Origin of the sequence: Streptomyces sp. NP160 (genome assembly GCF_006335115.1) — a bacterium.
In the GTDB taxonomy this organism is placed as follows: Bacteria; Actinomycetota; Actinomycetes; order Actinomycetales; family Quadrisphaeraceae; genus Quadrisphaera.
In genome coordinates this window covers 84,252-104,343 of the sequence record NZ_VDMJ01000044.1, presented here as the reverse complement: position 1 = coordinate 104,343, position 20,092 = coordinate 84,252, and the positions used below count along the sequence as shown (strand labels likewise).

Below are 20,092 nucleotides of genomic sequence, written 5' to 3'. Positions count from 1 at the left end.
GCGGATGCTGGCCGCCCGCGCCGTCCGCACGTCCACCTCGCCGTCGGGACCCGACGCCGACCCGCTGCAGTTCCTCGAGGTCGGTGAGGGCGAGCCCGCTCCCGTGCCTGACGGGTGGGTGCCGGTGCGCGTGCGCGCCGCCGCGCTCAACCGCCACGACCTGTGGACCCTGCGCGGCGTGGGCGTGCACCCCGAGGCGCTGCCCGTGGTGCTCGGCTGCGACGCCGCCGGCACCACCGAGGACGGGCGCGAGGTGGTGGTGCACGCCGTGCTGTCCGACCCGGACTGGGCCGGGGAGGAGACCCTCGACCCGCGGCGCACGCTCCTGTCGGAGCGCTGGCCCGGCACCCTGGCGCCGGTGGTGCGGGTGCCCGCGCGCAACCTCGTGGACAAGCCGGCAGAGCTGAGCTTCGAGGAGGCCGCCTGCCTGCCCACCGCCTGGCTGACCGCCTACCGCATGCTGTTCACGAACTCCGGGACCTCCCCGGGCGACACCGTGCTCGTGCAGGGCGCCGGGGGAGGCGTCTCCACCGCGCTCGTGGCGCTGGCGGCCTCGGCGGGGCTGCGGGTGTGGGTGACCAGCCGCTCGGAGGAGCGGCGCGCCCGGGCGCTGGAGCTGGGGGCGCACGCGGCGTTCGCGCCGGGGGAGCGGCTGCCCGAGCGCGTCGACGCGGTGATGGAGAGCGTGGGGAAGGCCACGTGGGGGCACTCGCTGCGCTCCCTGAGGCCCGGCGGCACGGTGGTGGTGTGCGGCGCGACCACCGGAGACGCCCCCGCCGAGCTCACCCGCGTCTTCTTCACGCAGCTGCGCGTCGTCGGCTCGACGATGGGCAGCCGCGAGGAGCTGCGCCGCCTCGCGCAGCTGTGCGCCGCGACGGGGGTGCGCCCCCTCGTCGACGAGGTCCTGCCCCTGGCCGACGCCGCCGAGGGCCTGCGCCGCCTCGAGGCCGGAGAGGTGTTCGGCAAGCTCGTCGTCCGCCCCTGACCCCCCGCCCGGAGTCCTTGCGCACTTTCCGCGGAGAGTGCGCTCCTGGACCCCGTCATTCCCGCACTTTCCGCGGAAAGTGCGGGAAGGGAGACGCGGGTTCCGCACTTTCCGCGGAAAGTGCGGAACGGAGCGGGCGTCAGGGGGTGAGGGGCAGGCCCAGCCAGGCGTGCCAGCCGCCGTGCAGCACCAGCCAGGCGAGCAGGCCGTAGCCGACCTGCCCGGGGTGCACGCCGTCACCGGCCTCGAGGTCGGCGATCCACTGGTCGTGGGCCAGCAGCGGGCCGAAGCAGTCGACGTAGGGCACCCCGCGGCGGCTCGACACGTCGGCCCACCCGCCGGCCAGCTCGGCCACCGCCGCGCGCAGCGACGGGTCGAGCGGAGGCGGCGGTCCCACCACGAACGCCGGCACGGCGGCGGCGGCCGCGGTGTCGAGCACGTCGGCGAGGTTCAGCCGGCTGCGCGCCAAGGACGACCCGGCGGCCGCGTCGGCGTGGCCCAGGGCCACGACCAGGCGGTCGTCGGTCCCGCCCCAGCGGCGGGACGCCTCGGCGTACCACCGCTCCCGCAGCCCCGACGTCGACTCCCCTGGCACCCCCAGGGCCATGACGGTGGCGGCGACCGCGTCGTGCTCGGTGCGGGTGCGGGCGGCGACCCGCCCCACCCACCCGAGCGCGCGCGGGTCGCCCACCCCGGCGACGAGGTCGTCACCGACCACGCAGACCCGCGTGGCCGGTGCTCTCACCGCCGGCTCGGGAGTCGGCTCAACGGTCGAGCGCTTCCGAGACCAGGTTCTTCTGCTCCACCGCGTGGGCCTTGGACCGGCCCGTGGCCGGGGAGGCCGACGCGGGCCGGCTGACCCTGCGCACCGACCTGTCGGCGAGCACCTCCGCCAGCGCGTACCCGAGGAAGGGCCACGCGCCCTGGTTGGCCGGCTCCTCCTGGACCCACACCAGCTCGGCCGAGGTCGGGAACGCCGACAGCACCTCGCTGAGCCCGCGCCCGTCCACCGGGTACAGCTGCTCGAGGCGGACGACGGCGGTGCGCCGGTCGCCGCGGCGCTCCCGCTCGGCGAGCAGGTCGTAGGCGACCTTGCCCGAGCACAGCAGCACCCGGTCCACCGAGGAGGCGTCCACCGCGCTCGGGTCGTCGCCGAGCACGGTCTGGAAACCGCCCTCGGTGAACGCCGACACCGGCGAGCCGGCGGCCTTGAGGCGCAGCATCGACTTGGGCGTGAAGACCACCAGCGGTCGGCGGGGCCGCGCGTACGCCTGGCGGCGCAGCAGGTGGAAGTGCGACGCGGGCGTCGAGGGCATCGCCACGGTCATGTTCTCCTCGGCGCACAGCTGGAGGAACCGCTCGATGCGCGCGGAGGAGTGGTCGGGCCCCTGCCCCTCGTAGCCGTGGGGCAGCAGGAGCACCACGGAGGAGCGCTGCGCCCACTTCTGCTGGGAGGAGGAGATGAACTCGTCGATGATCGTCTGGGCGCCGCCGGCGAAGTCGCCGAACTGGGCCTCCCACATGACGAGCGCGTCGGGCCGCTCCACCGAGTAGCCGTACTCGAAGCCCATCGCGGCGTACTCGGACAGCAGCGAGTCGTACACCCAGAAGCGCGCGTCACCGGTGGCGAACTTCTGCAGCGGCGTCCACTCGTCGCCGGTGACCCGGTCGATGAGCACGGCGTGCCGCTGGGCGAAGGTGCCGCGACGGCTGTCCTGGCCCGCCAGGCGGACGCCGGTGCCCTCCGACAGCAGCGAGCCGATGGCCATGAGCTCGCCCATGGCCCAGTCGACGCCGCCCTCGCGGGTCATCTGCGCGCGCTTCTCGAGCATCGGGCGCAGCTTGGGGTGCACCGTGAAGCCCTCGGGCATCTCGGTGTGCGCGGCGCCGATGGCCCGCACCAGCTGCTCCTCGACCGCCGTCTGCGAGGGGTCGGCCACCGAGTCGTCGCGCTGGGAGGCGGGCCGGTCCAGCCCCGCCGTGGTGCCGTCGCCGGAGGCACCGGCGGGCGCCTGCGGCTCCGCGCCGTCCTTGGTCTCCTCGAAGGCGCGCTCGAGCTGCTGGCGGTAGTCGTCGAGGACCTTCTCCGCCTCCTCGACCGTGATGTCGCCGCGGCCGGTGAGGGCCTCGGTGTAGAGCTTGCGCGTGCTGCGCTTGGCCTCGATGAGGCCGTACATCAGCGGCTGGGTCATGGACGGGTCGTCGCCCTCGTTGTGGCCGCGGCGGCGGTAGCAGACCATGTCGATGACGACGTCCTTGGCGAACTCCTCGCGGAACGCGAAGGCCAGCTTGGCCACGCGCACGCACGCCTCGGGGTCGTCGCCGTTCACGTGGAAGATCGGCGCCTGCACCATCCGCGCGACGTCGGTGCAGTAGAACGACGAGCGCGAGCTCGCCGGCGCCGTCGTGAAGCCGACCTGGTTGTTGATGACCACGTGCACGGTGCCGCCGGTGCGGTAGCCGCGCAGCTGGGACAGGTTCAGCGTCTCCGCGACCACGCCCTGGCCCGCGAAGGCCGCGTCGCCGTGGACGAGCACCGGCAGCACCGGGAAGCGCGAGCCGCCGAGGTTGATGCGGTCCTGCTTGGCGCGCACGATGCCCTCGAGCACCGGGTCGACGGCCTCCAGGTGGGAGGGGTTCGCCGCGAGGTAGACCTTGGTCTGCGCTCCGTCCTCGGCGGTGAAGACGCCCTCGGTGCCGAGGTGGTACTTCACGTCGCCGGAGCCCTGCACGGACTTCGGGTCCTGCACGCCCTCGAACTCGCGGAAGATCTGCGCGTAGCTCTTGCCGGCGATGTTGGCCAGGACGTTGAGGCGGCCGCGGTGGGCCATCCCGATCCCGACCTCCTCGATGCCCGCGTGCGCGGCCTCGGACAGCACCGCGTCCAGCAGCGGGATCACGGACTCCGCACCCTCGAGGCTGAACCGCTTCTGCCCGACGTACTTGGTCTGCAGGAACGTCTCGAAGGCCTCGGCGTCGTTGAGGCGCTTGAGCACCCGCAGGTGGCCCTCGCGGCTGAGCGGCGTGTAGGGGCGCTCCACGCGGTCCTGGATCCAGCGGCGCTGCGCCGGGTCCTGGATGTGCATGTACTCCAGGCCGACGGTGCGGCAGTAGGAGTCGCGCAGCACGCCGAGGATGTCGCGCAGCTTCATCAGCGGCTTGCCGCCGAAGCCGCCGGTGGGGAACTCGCGGTCGAGGTCCCACAGCGTCAGGCCGTGGTTGCGGATGTCGAGGTCGTAGTGGCGGCGCTGGCGGTACTCCAGCGGGTCGGTGTCGGCCATGAGGTGGCCGCGGACCCGGTAGGCGTGCACCAGCTCGACCACGCGCGCGGTCTTGCCGATCTCGTCGTCGTGGGAGACGGAGATGTCCTGCACCCAGCGGACCGGCTCGTAGGGGATCCGCAGGGCGGTGAAGATCCCGTCCCAGAAGTCGTCGCCCAGCAGCTTGCCGTGCACCAGGCGCAGGAACTCCCCGGACTGCGCGCCCTGGATGATGCGGTGGTCGTAGGTGCTGGTCAGCGTGAGGGTCTTGCTGACGGCGAGGCGGGCGAGCGTCTCCGCGGAGGCACCCGAGTACTCGGCCGGGTAGTCCATGGCGCCGACGCCGATGATCGTGCCCTGGCCCTGCACCAGGCGCGGCACCGAGTGGACGGTGCCGATGGTGCCGGGGTTGGTGAGGCTGATCGTGGTGCCCGCGAAGTCCGGCACCCCCAGCGCGCCGGAGCGGGCGCGGCGGACGAGGTCCTCGTAGGCGGCCCAGAAGTGCGCGAAGTCGAGCGTCTCCGCGTTCTTGATGGACGGCACGAGCAGCTGGCGCGAGCCGTCCTTGGCGGGCAGGTCGATGGCCAGGCCGAAGTTGACGTGGGCCGGCTGGGAGATGCCGGGCTTGCCGTCGACCTCCGCGTAGGCCCAGTTCATCTCGGGCATCTCGCGCAGCGCCTCGACCACCGCGTACCCGATGAGGTGGGTGAAGGAGACCTTCCCGCCCCGGGCGCGCTTGAGGTGGTTGTTGATGACGATGCGGTTGTCGATGAGCAGCTTGGCCGGCACCGTCCGCACGCTCGTGGCGGTCGGGACGGCCAGCGAGGCCTCCATGTTGGTGACCACGCGCGCCGCGGGGCCGCGCAGGCGCACCTGCGTCGGCGCGTCGGCCGCCTCCTTCGCCGCCGGCGCCGGAGCCGGGCGGGCGGGCTGCGCGGGCTTGGCGCTGCTGCTGCGGGGCTCGGGCCGCTCGGCGGGCCGCGAGGGCCCGGGGGCCCCCGGGACGGCGGGGGCGTCGGTGGCGGAGGCCGGAGCCTTGGCCGGCGCCGTCCGCTCGGCGGCCGCGGGCTGCGGCGGAGCGACGGCCTGGGGGGCGGCCTGGGGGGCGGCCTGGGGGGCGGCCTGCGTGGCGGGCGCCGGGGCGCCGCTGCCGTTGCCCGAGCTCCTGCCCGAGCCGCTGGCGGGCCCGTCGCCCGCGCCGTTCCCGGAGGACCCGTCCGCGGCGTAGCCGGCGAAGAAGTCCCACCACGCGGGGTCGACCGAGGAGCGGTCGCGGAGGTACTGCTGGTAGAGGTCCTCGACCAGCCATTCGTTGGCGCCGAACGCGGCAGCGGGGTCGAACCCCGGCCCGTCCTGGCGTCCACCGGTCGTCGGTGTCTGCGTCACGGCGAGGATCGCCCACTTCCACGTGTCGGCGCTGGCGAAGTTCTTGGTCCCCAACCCTACCCGCCCTCTCCGAGCGCCGTGGCGGCACCGACGGGACCGCCGGGCGGAGACCGGGACGACGGCGGGACCGGGCCGCGCTCGAGCGGCCGCCGCGGGGCACGCGCTCGGCTACCCTGGGTCCACGTGCGATTCCTGCCCGGCCAGCGGCCCGCGACGGACCTGACCTACAACGACGTCTTCCTCGTCCCGTCCCGGTCGGCGGTGACCTCCCGCCTCGACGTCGACCTGTCCAGCGACGACGGCACCGGCACGACCGTCCCCGTCGTCGTCGCCAACATGACGGCGGTCTCGGGCCGGCGGATGGCGGAGACCACCGCGCGCCGCGGCGGCGTCGCCGTGCTGCCGCAGGACCTGCCCCTCGACGTCGTCAGCGACGTCGTCGCCTGGGTCAAGGGACGCCACCCGGTGCTCGAGACGCCGGTCGAGCTGAGCCCCACCCACACCGTCACCGACGCGCTGCACCTGCTGCCCAAGCGCTCCCACGGCGCAGCCGTGGTCCTCGACGGCGACCGCGTGCCGGTGGGCGTGGTCACCGAGGCCGACTGCCGCGGCGTGGACAGGTTCACGCAGGTCGGCGAGGTCATGACGCGCGAGCCGTTCGTGCTCCGCGGCGACGACGTCCTGGGTGGCGGCGGCCTCGAGCGCGCCTTCACCGCCCTGGACTCCTCCCGCCGCTCCTTCGCCCCGGTGGTCGACGACGACGGCCGGCTGCTCGGCGCGCTCACGCGCACGGGCTGCCTGCGCTCCCGCATCTACGCCCCCGCGCTGGACGCGTCGGGCCGGCTGCGCATCGGCGTGGCCATCGGCCTGGGCGGTGACGTCGCCGCCACGGCCGCCGCCGTCCTGGAGGCCGGCGCGGACGTGCTCGTGGTGGACACCGCGCACGGCCACCAGGAGCGGATGCTCTCGGCGCTCAAGGCCGTCGCGTCGGTGCGGGGCGCCCACCCCGACGTCCCCGTGGTGGCCGGCAACGTGGTCACCGCCGACGGCGTGCGCGACCTCGTGGAGGCCGGCGCCGACGTCGTCAAGGTGGGCGTCGGGCCGGGCGCCATGTGCACCACGCGCATGATGACCGGGGTGGGCCGGCCGCAGTTCTCCGCGGTGCTGGAGTGCTCCGCCGCGGCGCGCGAGCTCGGTGCCCGGGTCTGGGCCGACGGCGGCGTGCGCCACCCCCGCGACGTGGCCCTCGCGCTGGCCGCCGGGGCCAGCCAGGTGATGGTCGGCTCCTGGTTCGCCGGGACCCACGAGAGCCCCGGCGACCTCATGGTGGGCGCCGACGGGCGCGCCTACAAGGAGAGCTTCGGCATGGCGTCGGCCCGCGCCGTCGCCGCGCGCACCCGCACCGACAGCCCGTTCGAGAGGGCGCGCAAGGCGCTGTTCGAGGAGGGCATCTCCTCCTCGCGCATGCACCTCGACCCGCGCCGCCCGGGCGTGGAGGACCTCCTCGACCAGATCACCTCCGGCGTGCGCAGCGCGTGCACCTACGCCGGCGCCCGCGACCTCGGCGAGCTGCGCGAGCGCGCCGTGGTGGGCCTGCAGTCCGACGCCGGGTACCAGGAGGGCCGCCCGCTGCCCGCGGGCTGGTGACGCGGGGCCGCGCCCCCCGAGGCGGCGGGCCGGACCCGGCGGAGGGGTCCTGACCCACCCCTGGCCCGGTGCTCCGGCGCGTCGGCGTGGCGTGTCGCTGCGTTGCACGTCTGTGACCTGCAGTGAACGACAGTCGTGCAACTCCTTTTCCACAGGAACTCCGGAAGTCCCCGACCGGCGTCGGCCTTTCACCTAGTCTCGCAGTCGTCGAAGCCGCGGCCGAGACGCTCCGCCGCACGTCAAAGGCGGGGCGCGGTCGTGCGCCCACCGCTGCCCGAGCCCCGTGGAGGTCCCGCTGTGCCGTCTCACCGCGGAGCCGAGGGAGGGCTCGTCGAGTCTCCCGGTGCTCCGGTGGACGTGCGCGAGCGGCCGTCGGCGGCCCGGACGCGCGGCAGCTGGCCCAACAGCCGGGCCTCCCGCGAGGAGCTCGCCGCGCGCAGCGGCCGGCGCTCCGCGCTGACGGACCCGGGCGCAGCAGGAGAGCCCTCGTCGGCCGGCCGGCCGGCGGCGTCGGTGCCCTCGCAGCGCTCCACCACCGCCCTGGCCACCCCTCCGGACGGCTTCGCCGAGCTGGCGGCGCTCCTGGGCCTGCCCGGCCAGCGCACCGCGCCGCCGTCGTGGGCGCGGGACTGGTCGGAGGGCATGCCCCCCGCGCACCCCTCCGCTCCGGTGCCGGCTCCGGTGCCCGCTCCGACCGCCCCCGCAGGCCGCTCCGGGGGAGCGGTGCCCGCCGCCTTCGCGGGGGGCTGGCCCAGCACCGACGAGATCGCCGCGCTCGAGGCGCCGCTGCGCCGCCGCCGCCGGGCGTCCTCCCTGCCCGCCGACGGGCTGGTGGAGTCCCCTTCCGCGCCGGTCGCTCCGGTCGGTCCGGCCCCGGTCGAGGCGCGCGCCGGCGCGCCGGTGGCTCCCGCCGCGCAGCCCGCGGTGGCGCCGGCCGTCCCGGCCCCCGCCCCGTGGTCGGTCCCGGCCCCCGCTGACAGCCCGGCGCCCGTCGTCCGCCGCCCGGCCGCCGAGCCCGCCGCTCCCGTCGAGCCCCTGACTCGCCGGGCGCGCCGCGCCGCGCAGGGCCCCGTCGACCTGCAGCCGCGCTCCGCGGAGCCGGCCCGCCCCGGCAGCCGCCGCGCCCTGCGCCAGCAGGCCGCCCTCTCCTCCGGGGCTGCCGCACCGAGCACGGCGCCCGACGACCTCCCGGCCCTGCGGACCCCCGCCGGCGACGAGCCCGCGTGGAGCCGGACGGAGCGCGAGCAGCCCACCTCCTCCGACACCGACGTCCTGGCCCGGCTCGAGGCGCTCCTCGCCGAGCCCGCCGCCGCGCCGGCCTGGGAGCCGCTGGCGCCCTCCGAGCTCGACCTGCGCACCGACCCGCTCCTCGTTGGTCCCGGCTGGACGCGCCTCGGCTCGGAGCCCGTCGTCCCGGCGGCCCCCGTCGCGCCGCCGGTCGCGCCGGCCGAGGTGCTCAGCGCGCCCTCCGCCCCGTCCGCGGAGGCCGCGCCGGCCCCCTGGACCCAGCCGGTGGAGATCACCCCCGTGGTGCTGGCGCCGGTACCCGCCGCGGCCGCCGTCGCCGAGGCGCTGCTCGCCGAGCCGGGCACGCCCGCCACCACGGCGTTCACGCCGCGCCGCGGCCGCGGCGCCCACCGCCTGCCCCGCCGCGTGCGCGTCGCCCTGCCGCACGTGGCCGTGGTCAGCGCCCTCGGCGTGGCGACGCTCGTCGCACCGCTGGTCGGCACGCACTTGCGGGCCGAGGCCGACACCGCCTCCGGCACCACCGCTGACGCCGGCGCGAGCACGGCCAGGGCCGCGGCCGCGGCGAGCCTGGCCAGCGCCACCGACCTCGTGGCCGAGCGCGCCACCCGGGCCCTGGCCCTCTCGCGGGACTCCGCCCGCGAGGCCGGCGTGCAGGCCACCGCCGAGCGGGCCAGCGCCGCCAAGGCCGCCGCCGAAGCGGCCGCGCTGGCGCTCCAGGAGGAGCAGCAGCGCCAGCTGGCCGAGCAGGAGGCGGCCGCGAAGGCCGCCGCCGACCACCAGGCCGCCGTGGAGCAGCTGGTGGGCCAGTGCAGCGGTGACCGGCCGGCGATGGGCGGCACGAGGAACGGGCGGCTCACCGACGGCCAGATGTGCGACCTGTGGACGAACGGGCACCAGCTCCGCTCCGACGCGGCCGTCGCCTTCGCCGAGCTGAACCTCGCCTACCGCGACCACTTCGGCAAGGACATCGTCATCACCGACTCCTACCGCTCCTACGCGGCCCAGGTGGCGGTGCGGCGCAAGAAGCCCGGGCTCGCCGCGGTGCCCGGCACCAGCGAGCACGGCTGGGGACTCGCGGTGGACCTCGGCGACGGCGTGCAGAACAGCGACGAGCACTACGACTGGCTCATCGAGAACGCCCCCAAGTACGGCTGGGACCACCCGGTGTGGGCCCGCAAGGGCGGCGGCGGCCCGTACGAGCCGTGGCACTGGGAGTTCGTGGCGGGGGAGTGACCCCCACCCGGGGCACCCCGGTCGGCGGCGCCCGACCGGTCGCCGTCGGCGGCCGGTCGACCCGCTGGTAGTCTCATCGGGCCGCGTGAGCGCGGCAGCCGCCCCCGTAGCTCAGGGGATAGAGCACCGCCCTCCGGAGGCGGGTGCGCAGGTTCGAATCCTGCCGGGGGCACCCCCGGGCGGCAGTCCCACCACCGCGACGCGCCCCTCCGCCGCGCTCCCGCTTCCCGCAGCGCCCGCCGTGCGCCCTCCGTCGTGCACCCGTCCGGCTCGGCGCGCCTGCGCCCATGCCCAGGAGGCATCCGAGGGCCCGCCAGCAGGCATTGGACGGGCACCGCCGCCCCGCTCCACGCTGCTCAGCAGTGCGCGACGGCGTCGTCAGCACACCGAGCCCGCGGACCGCGTCCGCCCGGCCGGGCGGCGCCGGCGCGCGACGCGCTCGCAGCGAGCGCCCGGACGACCCGCGGAGGACCCCGTGCAGCACAGCCACCACCCCGTCGAGCTCGACGTCGACGTCGTCGTCGTGGGAGCCGGCGCCGCCGGCCTGACCGCGGCGACGGACCTGCGCCGGGCGGGCCTGTCCGTCGTCGTCCTGGAGGCGCGCGACCGCGTCGGCGGGCGCCTGCACACCGACGTCGTGGACGGCGCGGTGCTGGAGGTCGGCGGGCAGTGGGTCTCGCCGGACCAGACGGCCCTGCTCGCCACCCTCGACGAGCTCGGCCTGACCACCCACCCCCGCTTCCGCGAGGGCGACTCCGTGTTCGTGGACGCCGACGGGACGCGCACCCGCTACACCGGCGAGGTGCTGCCGTGCGACCCGCGCACCGAGGCCGAGGTCAGCCGGCTGACCGGGGTCCTCGACGCGCTCGTCGCCCAGGTCGACCCGGACCGGCCCTGGGAGCACCCCGACGCCGAGCGCCTGGACCGCACGAGCTTCGAGGCCTGGCTCGCCGACCAGACCGACGACGAGCAGGCCCGCGTGCAGGTGGCCCTCTTCGTGGCCGGCGCCATGCTCACCAAGCCCGCTCACGCCTTCTCCGTGCTGCAGGCGCTGCTCATGGCGGCCAGCGCCGGCAGCTTCTCCCACCTGGTGGACCCCGACTTCATCCTCGACCGGCGAGTGGTCGGGGGGCTCCAGCAGGTGCCGCTGCGCCTGGCCGAGCGCCTCGGCGGGGACGTGCTGCTGGGCCGTCCGGTCCGCACCCTGCGCTGGTCGGCCGGTGAGGGCGAGGACGGCGGCAGCGTCGTGGCCGAGGCCGACGGCGGTGCGGTGGTCCGCGCCCGCCGCGCCGTGCTGGCCCTGGCGCCGGTGCTGCTGCCGCGCATCACCTTCGACCCGCCGCTGCCGCTCCGCCAGCAGCAGCTCCACCAGCACCTGTCGATGGGCTTCGTCATCAAGGTGCACGCCGTCTACGACACCCCGTTCTGGCGCGCCGACGGCCTGTCCGGCACCGCGTTCGGGCCGCACGAGCTCTGCCACGAGGCGTACGACAACACCAACCACGGCGACGCCCGCGGCACCCTGGTCGGCTTCGTCTCCGACGTCCGCGCCGACGAGGTGCTCGCCCTGACCGCTGACGAGCGGCGCGAGCGGGTGCTGGAGTCCCTCGCCCACTACTACGGGGAGCAGGCGAAGCACCCGGTCGTGTACTACGAGAGCGACTGGGGCTCGGAGGAGTGGACCCGCGGCGCCTACGCCGCCAGCTTCGACCTCGGTGGCCTGCACCGCTACGGCGCCGACCTGCGCACCCCCGTCGGCCCGGTGAGCTTCGCCTGCTCCGACCTCGCCGGCCTCGGGTACCAGCACGTCGACGGCGCGATCCGGATGGGCCACCTCGTCGCCGAGCGGATCGCCGCCGAGCTGGCCGTCCCCGTCCCCGTCGGCGCGGCGCGGTGAGCGTCCAGCAGGCGCCTCCGCCCGCCGAGGCGGAGCTGCGAGCCAGGGGCCTGTCGGGCAAGGGGCTGGGCGTCGGGACCGTCGGCCTGGTCGGTGCAGTGGTCATCGGGCTGTCGTCGATCGCACCCGCCTACACGATGACCGCGGCGCTCGGCCCGACGGTCTCCGAGGTGGGCCAGCAGGTGCCGGCGCTGGTGCTGGTCGGGTTCCTGCCGATGCTGCTGGTCGCGCTCGGGTACCGGGAGCTCAACCGGGCCATGCCAGACTCCGGCACCACCTTCACGTGGGCCACCCGCGCGTTCGGCCCGTGGGTGGGCTGGATGGCCGGCTGGGGCCTGGTGGCCGCGACGGTGCTCGTGCTGTCCAACCTCGCCGGCATCGCCGTCGACTTCCTCTTCCTGCTGCTGGCCCAGGTCACGGGCAGCGCCGGGCTGGCCGACCTGGCGTCGAACACCGCCGTCAACGTGCTGGTCTGCCTGGCGTTCGTGGCGGCCGCCACCGCCGTCGCCTACCGCGACATGCAGACCACGCAGCGGGTGCAGCTCGTCATGGTCGCCTTCCAGCTGGCCGTGCTCGTGCTCTTCGCGGGGGTCGCGCTGTGGCGGGCCACCCACGGCGAACAGGGCAGCGCGCAGGTCGCGCTGGACTGGTTCGACCCGACGGCCGTGTCCAGCACCTCGGCGTTCGCCGCGGGCCTGTCGCTGTCGATCTTCATCTTCTGGGGCTGGGACGTCACCCTGACGATGAACGAGGAGACCGCCGACCCCGACCGCACGCCCGGCCGCGCCGCGATGGTCACCGTGGCGGTCATCGTGGCGGTCTACCTGCTGCTCGCGGTCTGCCTGCTCGCCTTCGCCGGGACGGGCGACACTGGGCACGGGCTGAACAACCCCGAGCTGCAGGACAACGCCTTCTCCGCCCTCGCGGGCCCGGTGCTCGGGCCGGCGGCCGCCCTCGTGTCCCTCGCGGTGCTCACCAGCTCGGCGGCCTCCCTGCAGTCGACGTTCGTCTCCCCGGCCCGGACCCTGCTGGCCATGGGCCACTACGGCGCGCTGCCGGCGTGGTTCGGCCGCGTGCACCCGCGCTTCGCCACCCCGGGCAACGCCACGGTGGCCGCCGCGGCCGTCGCGGCCGCGTTCTACGCCGTGATGCGCGTGGTCAGCGAGAACGTCCTGTGGGACACCATCACCGCGCTCGGCATGATGATCTGCTTCTACTACGGCACCACCGCCTTCGCGTGCGTCTGGTACTTCCGCCGCCAGTGGTCCGCCTCCGCGCGCAGCGCCCTGTTCACGCTGGTGTGCCCGCTGGTGGGCGGGCTGGTGCTCGCGGTCCTGTTCGTCACCACCCTCGTCGACAGCACCGACCCCGCCTACGGCAGCGGCTCGTCGGTCGGCGGGGTCGGCCTGGTCTTCGTGCTGGGCGTCGGCGTCATCGCGGTGGGCGCCGTCCTGATGGTCGCGCAGCGCCTGGCTCGACCGGCGTTCTTCCGCTCTGAGACGCTGCGGCGCAGCGACAGCACCTCGGACACCACCGCCGACGCCACCTCAGGCAGCACTGCCGACCTCACCGACAGGGAGCACGCATGAGCACCAGCAGCGAGTACCGGGTCGTCAACCCCGCCACCGGCCAGGAGCTGGACTCCTACCCGACCGCCACGGACGAGGAGGTCGAGGCGGCCATCGCCGCCGCCACCGAGGCCCACCGCGGCTGGTCCCGGTCCAGCACCGCCGTGCAGCGCGGTGAGCTGGTGCGCCGCGTGGCCCAGCTGCACCGCGAGCGCCGCGAGGAGCTGGCCGACGCGATCGTGCGGGAGATGGGCAAGCCGAAGGAGGCCGCGCTCGGCGAGGTCGACTTCGCCGCGGACATCTACGAGTACTACGCCGACCGCGCCGAGCAGCTCACGGCCGACCAGCCCATCGACCTGCTCGGCGGCGAGGGCACCGCGGTGGTGCGCCGCGCGTCGCTGGGCCCGCTGCTGGGGATCATGCCGTGGAACTTCCCCTACTACCAGGTCGCCCGGTTCGCCGGCCCGAACCTCGTGGTGGGCAACACGATCATCCTCAAGCACGCCCCGCAGTGCCCGGTCTCGGCCGAGCTCATCCAGAAGGCCTTCGACGACGCCGCGGCAGAGCTCGGCGTGCCGGCCGGCGCCTACGTCAACGTGCGCCTGTCGAACGACCAGGCCGCCGCGGTCATCGGCGACCCGCGGGTGGCCGGCGTCTCGCTGACCGGCTCGGAGCGGGCCGGTGCGGCCGTGGCGGAGATCGCCGGGCGCCACCTCAAGAAGGTGGCCCTGGAGCTGGGCGGCTCGGACCCGTTCGTGCTGCTGTCCACCGACGACCTCGACGCCGTGGTCGAGCAGGCGGTGGCCGCGCGCCTGGACAACACCGGGCAGTCCTGCAACGCCGCCAAGCGCTTCATCGTCGTCGAGGACCTCTACGAGCCGTTCGTGGAGAAGATCACCGCCAAGATGGCCGAGGCCACCACGGGCGACCCCTTCGCCGACGGCACCGACCTCGGCCCGCTGAGCTCGCTGGCGGCGGCCGAGCGCCTCGCCGACCAGGTGGACCGCGCCGTGGCGGCCGGGGCGACCCTGGTCACGGGAGGCACCCGCGACGGCGCCTTCTACGCGCCGACCGTGCTCACCGACGTGGTCCCCGGCAACCCGGCGTACTCCGAGGAGCTGTTCGGCCCGGTGGCGGTGGTCTACCGCGTCGCGGACGAGGACGACGCCGTGGAGCTGGCCAACGACACCGCCTACGGCCTGGGCTCGTACGTCTTCACCACCGACGCGGCGCAGGCCGAGCGGGTAGCCGACAAGATCGAGGCCGGCATGGTCTTCGTCAACTGCGTGCTGGCCGACTCCCCGGAGCTGCCCTTCGGCGGGGTCAAGCGCAGCGGGACCTCGCGCGAGATGGGCACCCTGGCGGCGGACGAGTTCGTCAACAAGAAGCTCATCCGCGTCGCCGGCTGACCCACCCCCTCGCCGTGATCATGGGCGATCGGCCACCCGGAGAGGTGGCCGATCGCCCATGATCACGGTCAGGGAGGGGGTGCGGGGGCGCGGTCAGGAGGGGTAGCGGGCGACGACGAAGTCGCCGATGCGCCCGGCCAGCTCCGCCAGCACCTCCGCGGCGGGGTGGCGCGTGTCCCAGGCGCAGTGGAGCCGCACGCGCAGCTCGTCGTCGTCGTCGCCTGAGAGCGCGACCGCGACGCGGGCCAGGTCGAAGCGGGGGTCGTCCGAGACCACCGCCACGCCGCGGCCGGCGGCGCACAGCGCCTGCGCCACCGTCCCGTTGCTCGCCTCGAGCAGCCGGGGTGCGTCCAGGCCGGCTGTGGTCAGCGCCGCGTCGAGCACCCGGCGGGCGGGGTGGGTGGAGGGCAGGACGACGAGCGGCTGGCCGGCGAGCTCGGCCAGGCCGACGCGCCGCTCGCCGACCCAGGGGTGGTCGCCGGGCAGGTAGGCCCACACCGGCAGGGGCGGCAGCGCGCGGGAGGCCAGCGGCCGCGGCGGGCGCCCGGCCACGATGACCAGGTCGGCGCCCGCGCGCAGCGCCTCCTGCGCCGAGGAGCCGTCGGTCTCGCGGACCGAGGGCACCGGGTCGGCCGGGGCCAGCGTGGTGAGGAACGGCGAGACGACGTCGGTGAGCGTGGTGGCCGGTGCTGCCACCGTCACCCGCTCCAGCGCGCCGCGGGCGTGGACGCGGGCGGCGCGGCGCAGCGCCTCGGCGTCGTCCAGCAGGGCCCGGGCGCGCGGCAGCAGCGCCCGGCCGGCGGGGGAGAGCTCCAGGCGCCGCTGCCCGCGCTCGAAGAGGTCGACGCCCAGCTCCCGCTCGAGCCCGCGCAGCTGGCGCGACAGCGACGGCTGCGTCACGTGCACGCGCTCGGCGGCGGCGCTGACCGTGCCGGCGTCGGCGGTCGCGACGAAGTAGCCCAGGGTGCGCAGCTCCACGGAGGCTGTTCTGCCAGACGGCGGGGCGCCCCGTCCAGGCAGGTGCGATGCCCTCGCTCGTATGCCCCACGGGCATGGAGCCGAAAGGAGACCGGCATTGGACGGCATGGGAGGCGCGAGTCCACGCTGGCACCAGCACGGCGGGCGCGCTGCCCGTCCTCACCCGGACCTCGACGAGGAGAGCCCTGTGACCCAGCTGGCCGACCGCACCCCCGACACCGCCGCGCCCCCCGGGACCGAGCTGCCGCAGTCGCGCCACCTGGCCACCGAGCTGCCGGGCCCGCGCTCGCGCGCCCTCATGGCCCGCAAGGCCTCCGCGGTGGCCGCCGGCGTCGGCACCACGGTGCCCGTCTTCGCGGCCCGGGCCGGCGGCGGGATCGTCGAGGACGTCGACGGCAACCGCTTCATCGACCTCGGCTCGGGCATCGCCGTCACCACGGTCGGCGCGAGCCACCCCGCCGTCGTCGCGGCCGTGCAGGCGCAGGTGGAGCAGTTCACCCACACCTGCTTCATGGTCACCCCCTACGAGCCGTACGTGGCCGTGGCCGAGAGGCTCAACGCGCTCACCCCCGGCGACCACGCCAAGAGGACGGCCCTGTTCAACTCCGGCGCCGAGGCCGTGGAGAACGCCGTGAAGATCGCCCGGCACGCCACCGGGCGCGACGCCGTCGTCGTCTTCGACCACGCCTACCACGGCCGCACGAACCTCACGATGGCCATGACCGCCAAGGCCATGCCCTACAAGAGCGGGTTCGGGCCGTTCGCGGGCGAGGTCTACCGCGCCCCGCTGTCCTACCCCTTCCGCGACGGCGGCCTGTCCGGAGCTGAGGCCGCGGCCCGCGCGATCGACGTGGTCGAGAAGCAGGTCGGCGCCGACCAGGTGGCCTGCGTCGTCATCGAGCCCGTCCAGGGCGAGGGCGGCTTCATCGAGCCCGCCCCCGGGTTCCTCCCCGCGCTGGCCGCCTGGTGCCGCGAGAACGGCGCGCTGTTCGTGGCCGACGAGGTGCAGACCGGCGTCGGGCGCACCGGCGACTGGTTCGCCTGCGACCACGAGGGCGTCGTCCCCGACCTCGTCGTGGTGGCCAAGGGCGTGGCCGGCGGCATGCCGCTGTCCGCCGTCACCGGCCGCGCCGAGCTGGTCGACGCGGTGCACACCGGCGGCCTGGGCGGCACCTACGGCGGCAACCCCGTCGCCTGCGCCGCCGCGCTCGCCGCGCTGGAGGCCGTCGAGCGCGACGGCCTGCTCGCGCGGGCCCGCGAGGTCGAGCGGCTGGTCAAGGGCCGCCTGCACGCCCTCGCCGCCCGCGACCCCCGCGTCGGCGACGTCCGCGGCCGCGGCGCGATGCTGGGCGTGGAGCTGGTCGGTGAGGACGGACTCACCCCCGACCCCGCGCTGGCCGCCGCCGTGGCCGGCGCGGCGAAGGCGCAGGGCGTCATCGTGCTGACCTGCGGCACCCACGGGAACGTGCTGCGCTTCCTGCCGCCGCTGTCGACCAGCGACGAGCTGCTCCACGACGCCTTCGACGTGCTGGACGCCGCCTTCGCGACCACCACGACGACGACGGCGGCCGCCCGGTGACCGCCGTGCACGACCGGTCCGCGGCCCCGCCGCAGGCGGCGCTGACCGCGCCGGCGGCGCCGACGGCGCTGACGGGCGGTGCGGCCACCCTGGCCGACGCCCGCGCGCAGCTGGCCGCCGCCGTGGAGCTCCTCGGGTACGACCGGGGCACCTACGAGCTGCTGTCGGTGCCCCGCCGCGAGGTGACGGTGAGCATCCCGCTGCGCCGCGACGACGGCAGCGTGGAGGTGCTCACCGGCCACCGCGTGCAGCACAACTACTCCCGCGGTCCGGGCAAGGGCGGCGTCCGCTTCAGCCCCCACGTCGACCTCGACGAGGTGCGCGCCCTGGCGATGTGGATGACCTGGAAGTGCGCCCTGCTCGACGTGCCCTACGGCGGCGCCAAGGGCGGGGTGCGGATCGACCCGCGCCAGTACTCGACCGCCGAGCTCGAGCGCGTCACCCGCCGCTTCACCAGCGAGATCTCCCCGCTCATCGGCCCCGTCCAGGACATCCCCGCCCCCGACGTCGGCACCGACGAGCAGACCATGGCCTGGATGATGGACACCTACTCCGTGGGCGCGGGCCACACGGTGCTGGGCGTGGTGACGGGCAAGCCCATCTCCCTCGGCGGGTCGCTGGGACGGGCCTCGGCCACCTCCCGCGGGGTCGTCCACGTGGCGCTCGCCGCCCTGCGCCACCTCGGCCTGGACCCGGCGCGCTCCACCGCCGCGGTGCAGGGCTTCGGCAAGGTCGGGCGCGGCACCGCGAGGTTCCTCGCCGAGGCCGGCGTGGCCGTGCGCGCCGTCAGCGACCAGTACGGCGCTGTGGCCGCAGCGCCGTCGGCGGACGGCTCCGGGCTGGACGTGGTCGCGCTCGAGGCGCACGTGGACGCCACCGGCTCCGTGGCCGGCTTCCGCGGCGGGGTCCCGCTCGACGGTGCGGACCTGCTCACCGCCGACGTCGACCTGCTCGTGCCCGCCGCGGTGGAGGGCGTCCTGCACGAGGGCAACGCCGGTGGTGTGCGCGCGCGCCTCGTGGTGGAGGGCGCCAACGGCCCCACCACCGCGGCCGCGGACGAGCTGCTCGCGCAGCGCGGGGTGCTCGTGGTGCCGGACATCCTCGCCAACGCCGGCGGTGTGATCGTCTCCTACTTCGAGTGGGTGCAGGCCAACCAGGCGTACTGGTGGTCCGAGGCCGAGGTGGAGGCCCGCCTCGCCGACCGCATGACCTCGGCCTGGCAGCAGGTGCTCGCCCAGTCCCAGCGGCACGGCGTGGACCTGCGCGCCGCCGCCACCAGCCTCGCCGTCCAGCGGGTGGCGCAGGCCCACACCCAGAGGGGGCTCTACCCGTGACCGCCACCACCGGCTCGACCGGCACCTCCACCGACCTCGAGCTGCTGCTCGCCGAGCTCGACCCCGCGCACGGGGTGCTCGTCGGCGGGCGGGCCCTGCCCGGTGCGGGGACCTTCCCCGTGGAGGACCCCGCCACCCTCGAGGTGCTCGCCCGCGTCGCCGACGGCACCGCGGCCGACGCGACCGCAGCCGTCGACGCCGCGGCGGCGGCCTTCGACGGCTGGCGGCGCACCCCGCCGCGCGAGCGCGCCGAGGTGCTGCGGCGTGCCTTCGAGCTGCTCGTGCGCGACGCCGATCGCCTCGCCGCCCTGGTCAGCGCCGAGAACGGCAAGTCGCTGGCCGACGCCCGCGGAGAGGTCCTGTACTCCGCGGAGTTCTTCCGCTGGTACGCCGAGGAGGCCGTCCGCCCCCACGGCGACTACGGCAGCTCGCCGGCCGGTGGCACGCGCACCCTCGTGACGCACCGGCCCGTCGGGGTGGCCGCCCTGGTGACGCCGTGGAACTTCCCCGCCGCCATGGCCGCCCGCAAGATCGCCCCGGCGCTCGCGGCGGGCTGCACGGTGGTGCTCAAGCCCGCGGCGCAGACCCCGCTCACCGCCGTCGCCGTGGTGCGCCTGCTCGCCGAGGCGGGGGTGCCCGACGGCGCGGTCAACCTCGTGCCGACGACGGCCGCAGGGGACGTGGTCTCCACCTGGCTGGCGGACGACCGCGTCCGCAAGGTCTCCTTCACCGGCTCCACCGGCGTCGGGCGGGTGCTGCTGCGCCAGGCCGCCGACCGCGTGCTGACCACCTCGATGGAGCTGGGCGGCAACGCCCCGTTCGTCGTGCTGCCGGGCGCCGACGTCGAGGCGGCGGTGGCCGGGGCGATGACCGCCAAGTTCCGCGGCGGCGGCCAGGCGTGCACGGCGGCCAACCGGTTCTACGTGCACGCCTCGCTCGCGCAGGAGTTCACGGCCCGGTTCGCCGCGGCCGTCGAGGCGCTCACCGTCGGCCCGGCGAGCACCGGCGCGCAGGTGGGGCCGATGATCTCCGAGCGCGAGCGCGCCGGCGTCGAGGCCCTGGTGCAGGGGGCGCTGGCGCAGGGTGCCCGCGTGGCGGCGCGCGCCGTCGTCCCCGAGCACCTGAGCGGCCACTTCCTGGCGCCGGTGGTGCTCGCCGACGTGCCCGCCGACGCCGACGTGCTCGCCGAGGAGCTGTTCGGGCCCGTGGCGCCCGTCGTCGTCTTCGACGACTCCTGGGGCGCCGGCACCGGGTGGGACCGGCTGCTGGCCGCCGTCAACGGCACCGAGACGGGCCTGGCGGCGTACGTCTTCGGTCCGCTCGGCGACGCGCTGCACCTGGCCGAGGAGGTGGAGGCGGGCATGGTCGGCGTCAACCGCGGCCTGGTCTCGGACCCGTCGGCGCCCTTCGGGGGGATGAAGCAGTCCGGCATCGGCCGCGAGGGGGCCCGTGCCGGCGTCGAGGAGTACCTGGAGACGCAGTACCTGTCCGTGGCCTGGTGAGGCGTCTGCCGCCCGGAGGACCCGCACAGCGGGTCACCGGGCGGCCCCCAGGTGCCGCTCCTACCC

The 20,092-nt window shown here is 75.7% G+C and carries 12 protein-coding genes and 1 tRNA gene; 10 read left to right on the top strand and 3 right to left on the bottom strand.

Annotation, left to right across the window (positions count from 1 at the left end; all coding sequences use genetic code 11):
* Positions 1 to 4 precede the first annotated feature (4 nt).
* The gene (locus FHN55_RS19635) at positions 5 to 985 is read left to right on the top strand and encodes a zinc-binding dehydrogenase (RefSeq protein ID WP_139714089.1); all 981 of its coding nucleotides are present in this window, start codon (positions 5 to 7) and stop codon (positions 983 to 985) included.
* A 139-nt stretch (positions 986 to 1,124) separates the two neighbouring features.
* Here the strand turns inward: FHN55_RS19635 and FHN55_RS19630 are convergent, their stop codons facing one another.
* The gene (locus tag FHN55_RS19630; RefSeq protein ID WP_139714088.1) at positions 1,125 to 1,730 is read right to left on the bottom strand and encodes a GDSL-type esterase/lipase family protein; all 606 of its coding nucleotides are present in this window, start codon (positions 1,728 to 1,730) and stop codon (positions 1,125 to 1,127) included.
* A 19-nt stretch (positions 1,731 to 1,749) separates the two neighbouring features.
* Positions 1,750 to 5,631, bottom strand: a complete 3,882-nt coding sequence (locus FHN55_RS19625) for a multifunctional oxoglutarate decarboxylase/oxoglutarate dehydrogenase thiamine pyrophosphate-binding subunit/dihydrolipoyllysine-residue succinyltransferase subunit (RefSeq protein WP_139714141.1) — start codon at positions 5,629 to 5,631, stop codon at positions 1,750 to 1,752.
* 183 nt (positions 5,632 to 5,814) lie between these two features.
* Here FHN55_RS19625 and FHN55_RS19620 point away from each other — a divergent pair, with 183 nt between their 5' ends.
* The 6 genes from FHN55_RS19620 (at position 5,815) to FHN55_RS19595 (ending at position 14,633) form a co-directional block, all read left to right on the top strand.
* Positions 5,815 to 7,278, top strand: coding sequence for a GuaB1 family IMP dehydrogenase-related protein (locus tag FHN55_RS19620; RefSeq protein ID WP_139714087.1), 1,464 nt, complete (start codon positions 5,815 to 5,817; stop codon positions 7,276 to 7,278).
* Between the two features lie 351 nt (positions 7,279 to 7,629).
* Positions 7,630 to 9,759 (top strand): M15 family metallopeptidase, encoded by a 2,130-nt coding sequence (locus tag FHN55_RS19615; RefSeq protein ID WP_139714086.1) that lies wholly within the window; start codon positions 7,630 to 7,632, stop codon positions 9,757 to 9,759.
* A gap of 100 nt (positions 9,760 to 9,859) precedes the next feature.
* Positions 9,860 to 9,931: transfer RNA gene (locus FHN55_RS19610), tRNA-Arg, on the top strand.
* 303 nt (positions 9,932 to 10,234) lie between these two features.
* A complete protein-coding gene (locus FHN55_RS19605; protein WP_139714085.1) occupies positions 10,235 to 11,656 on the top strand; it encodes an NAD(P)/FAD-dependent oxidoreductase in 1,422 nt (473 codons plus the stop codon).
* The gene (locus FHN55_RS19600; protein ID WP_180357962.1) at positions 11,653 to 13,245 is read left to right on the top strand and encodes an APC family permease; all 1,593 of its coding nucleotides are present in this window, start codon (positions 11,653 to 11,655) and stop codon (positions 13,243 to 13,245) included. Before FHN55_RS19605 ends, FHN55_RS19600 begins: the two co-directional genes overlap by 4 nt.
* Positions 13,242 to 14,633, top strand: a complete 1,392-nt coding sequence (locus FHN55_RS19595) for an NAD-dependent succinate-semialdehyde dehydrogenase (protein ID WP_139714084.1) — start codon at positions 13,242 to 13,244, stop codon at positions 14,631 to 14,633. Before FHN55_RS19600 ends, FHN55_RS19595 begins: the two co-directional genes overlap by 4 nt.
* 93 nt (positions 14,634 to 14,726) lie before the next feature.
* Here the strand turns inward: FHN55_RS19595 and FHN55_RS19590 are convergent, their stop codons facing one another.
* Entirely contained in the window at positions 14,727 to 15,611 is an 885-nt protein-coding gene (locus FHN55_RS19590; protein ID WP_139714083.1) for a LysR family transcriptional regulator, read from the bottom strand.
* A gap of 187 nt (positions 15,612 to 15,798) precedes the next feature.
* Here FHN55_RS19590 and gabT point away from each other — a divergent pair, with 187 nt between their 5' ends.
* From gabT to FHN55_RS19575, 3 genes are read left to right on the top strand one after another with little or no spacing between them, the layout of a single operon-like run.
* The gene (gabT, locus tag FHN55_RS19585) at positions 15,799 to 17,190 is read left to right on the top strand and encodes a 4-aminobutyrate--2-oxoglutarate transaminase (RefSeq protein ID WP_306821826.1); all 1,392 of its coding nucleotides are present in this window, start codon (positions 15,799 to 15,801) and stop codon (positions 17,188 to 17,190) included.
* Entirely contained in the window at positions 17,187 to 18,524 is a 1,338-nt protein-coding gene (locus tag FHN55_RS19580; RefSeq protein ID WP_218974835.1) for a Glu/Leu/Phe/Val dehydrogenase, read from the top strand. The genes gabT and FHN55_RS19580 overlap by 4 nt, the downstream gene beginning before the upstream one ends.
* Positions 18,521 to 20,026, top strand: coding sequence for an NAD-dependent succinate-semialdehyde dehydrogenase (locus tag FHN55_RS19575; protein ID WP_257571138.1), 1,506 nt, complete (start codon positions 18,521 to 18,523; stop codon positions 20,024 to 20,026). Before FHN55_RS19580 ends, FHN55_RS19575 begins: the two co-directional genes overlap by 4 nt.
* Positions 20,027 to 20,092: the final 66 nt, after the last annotated feature.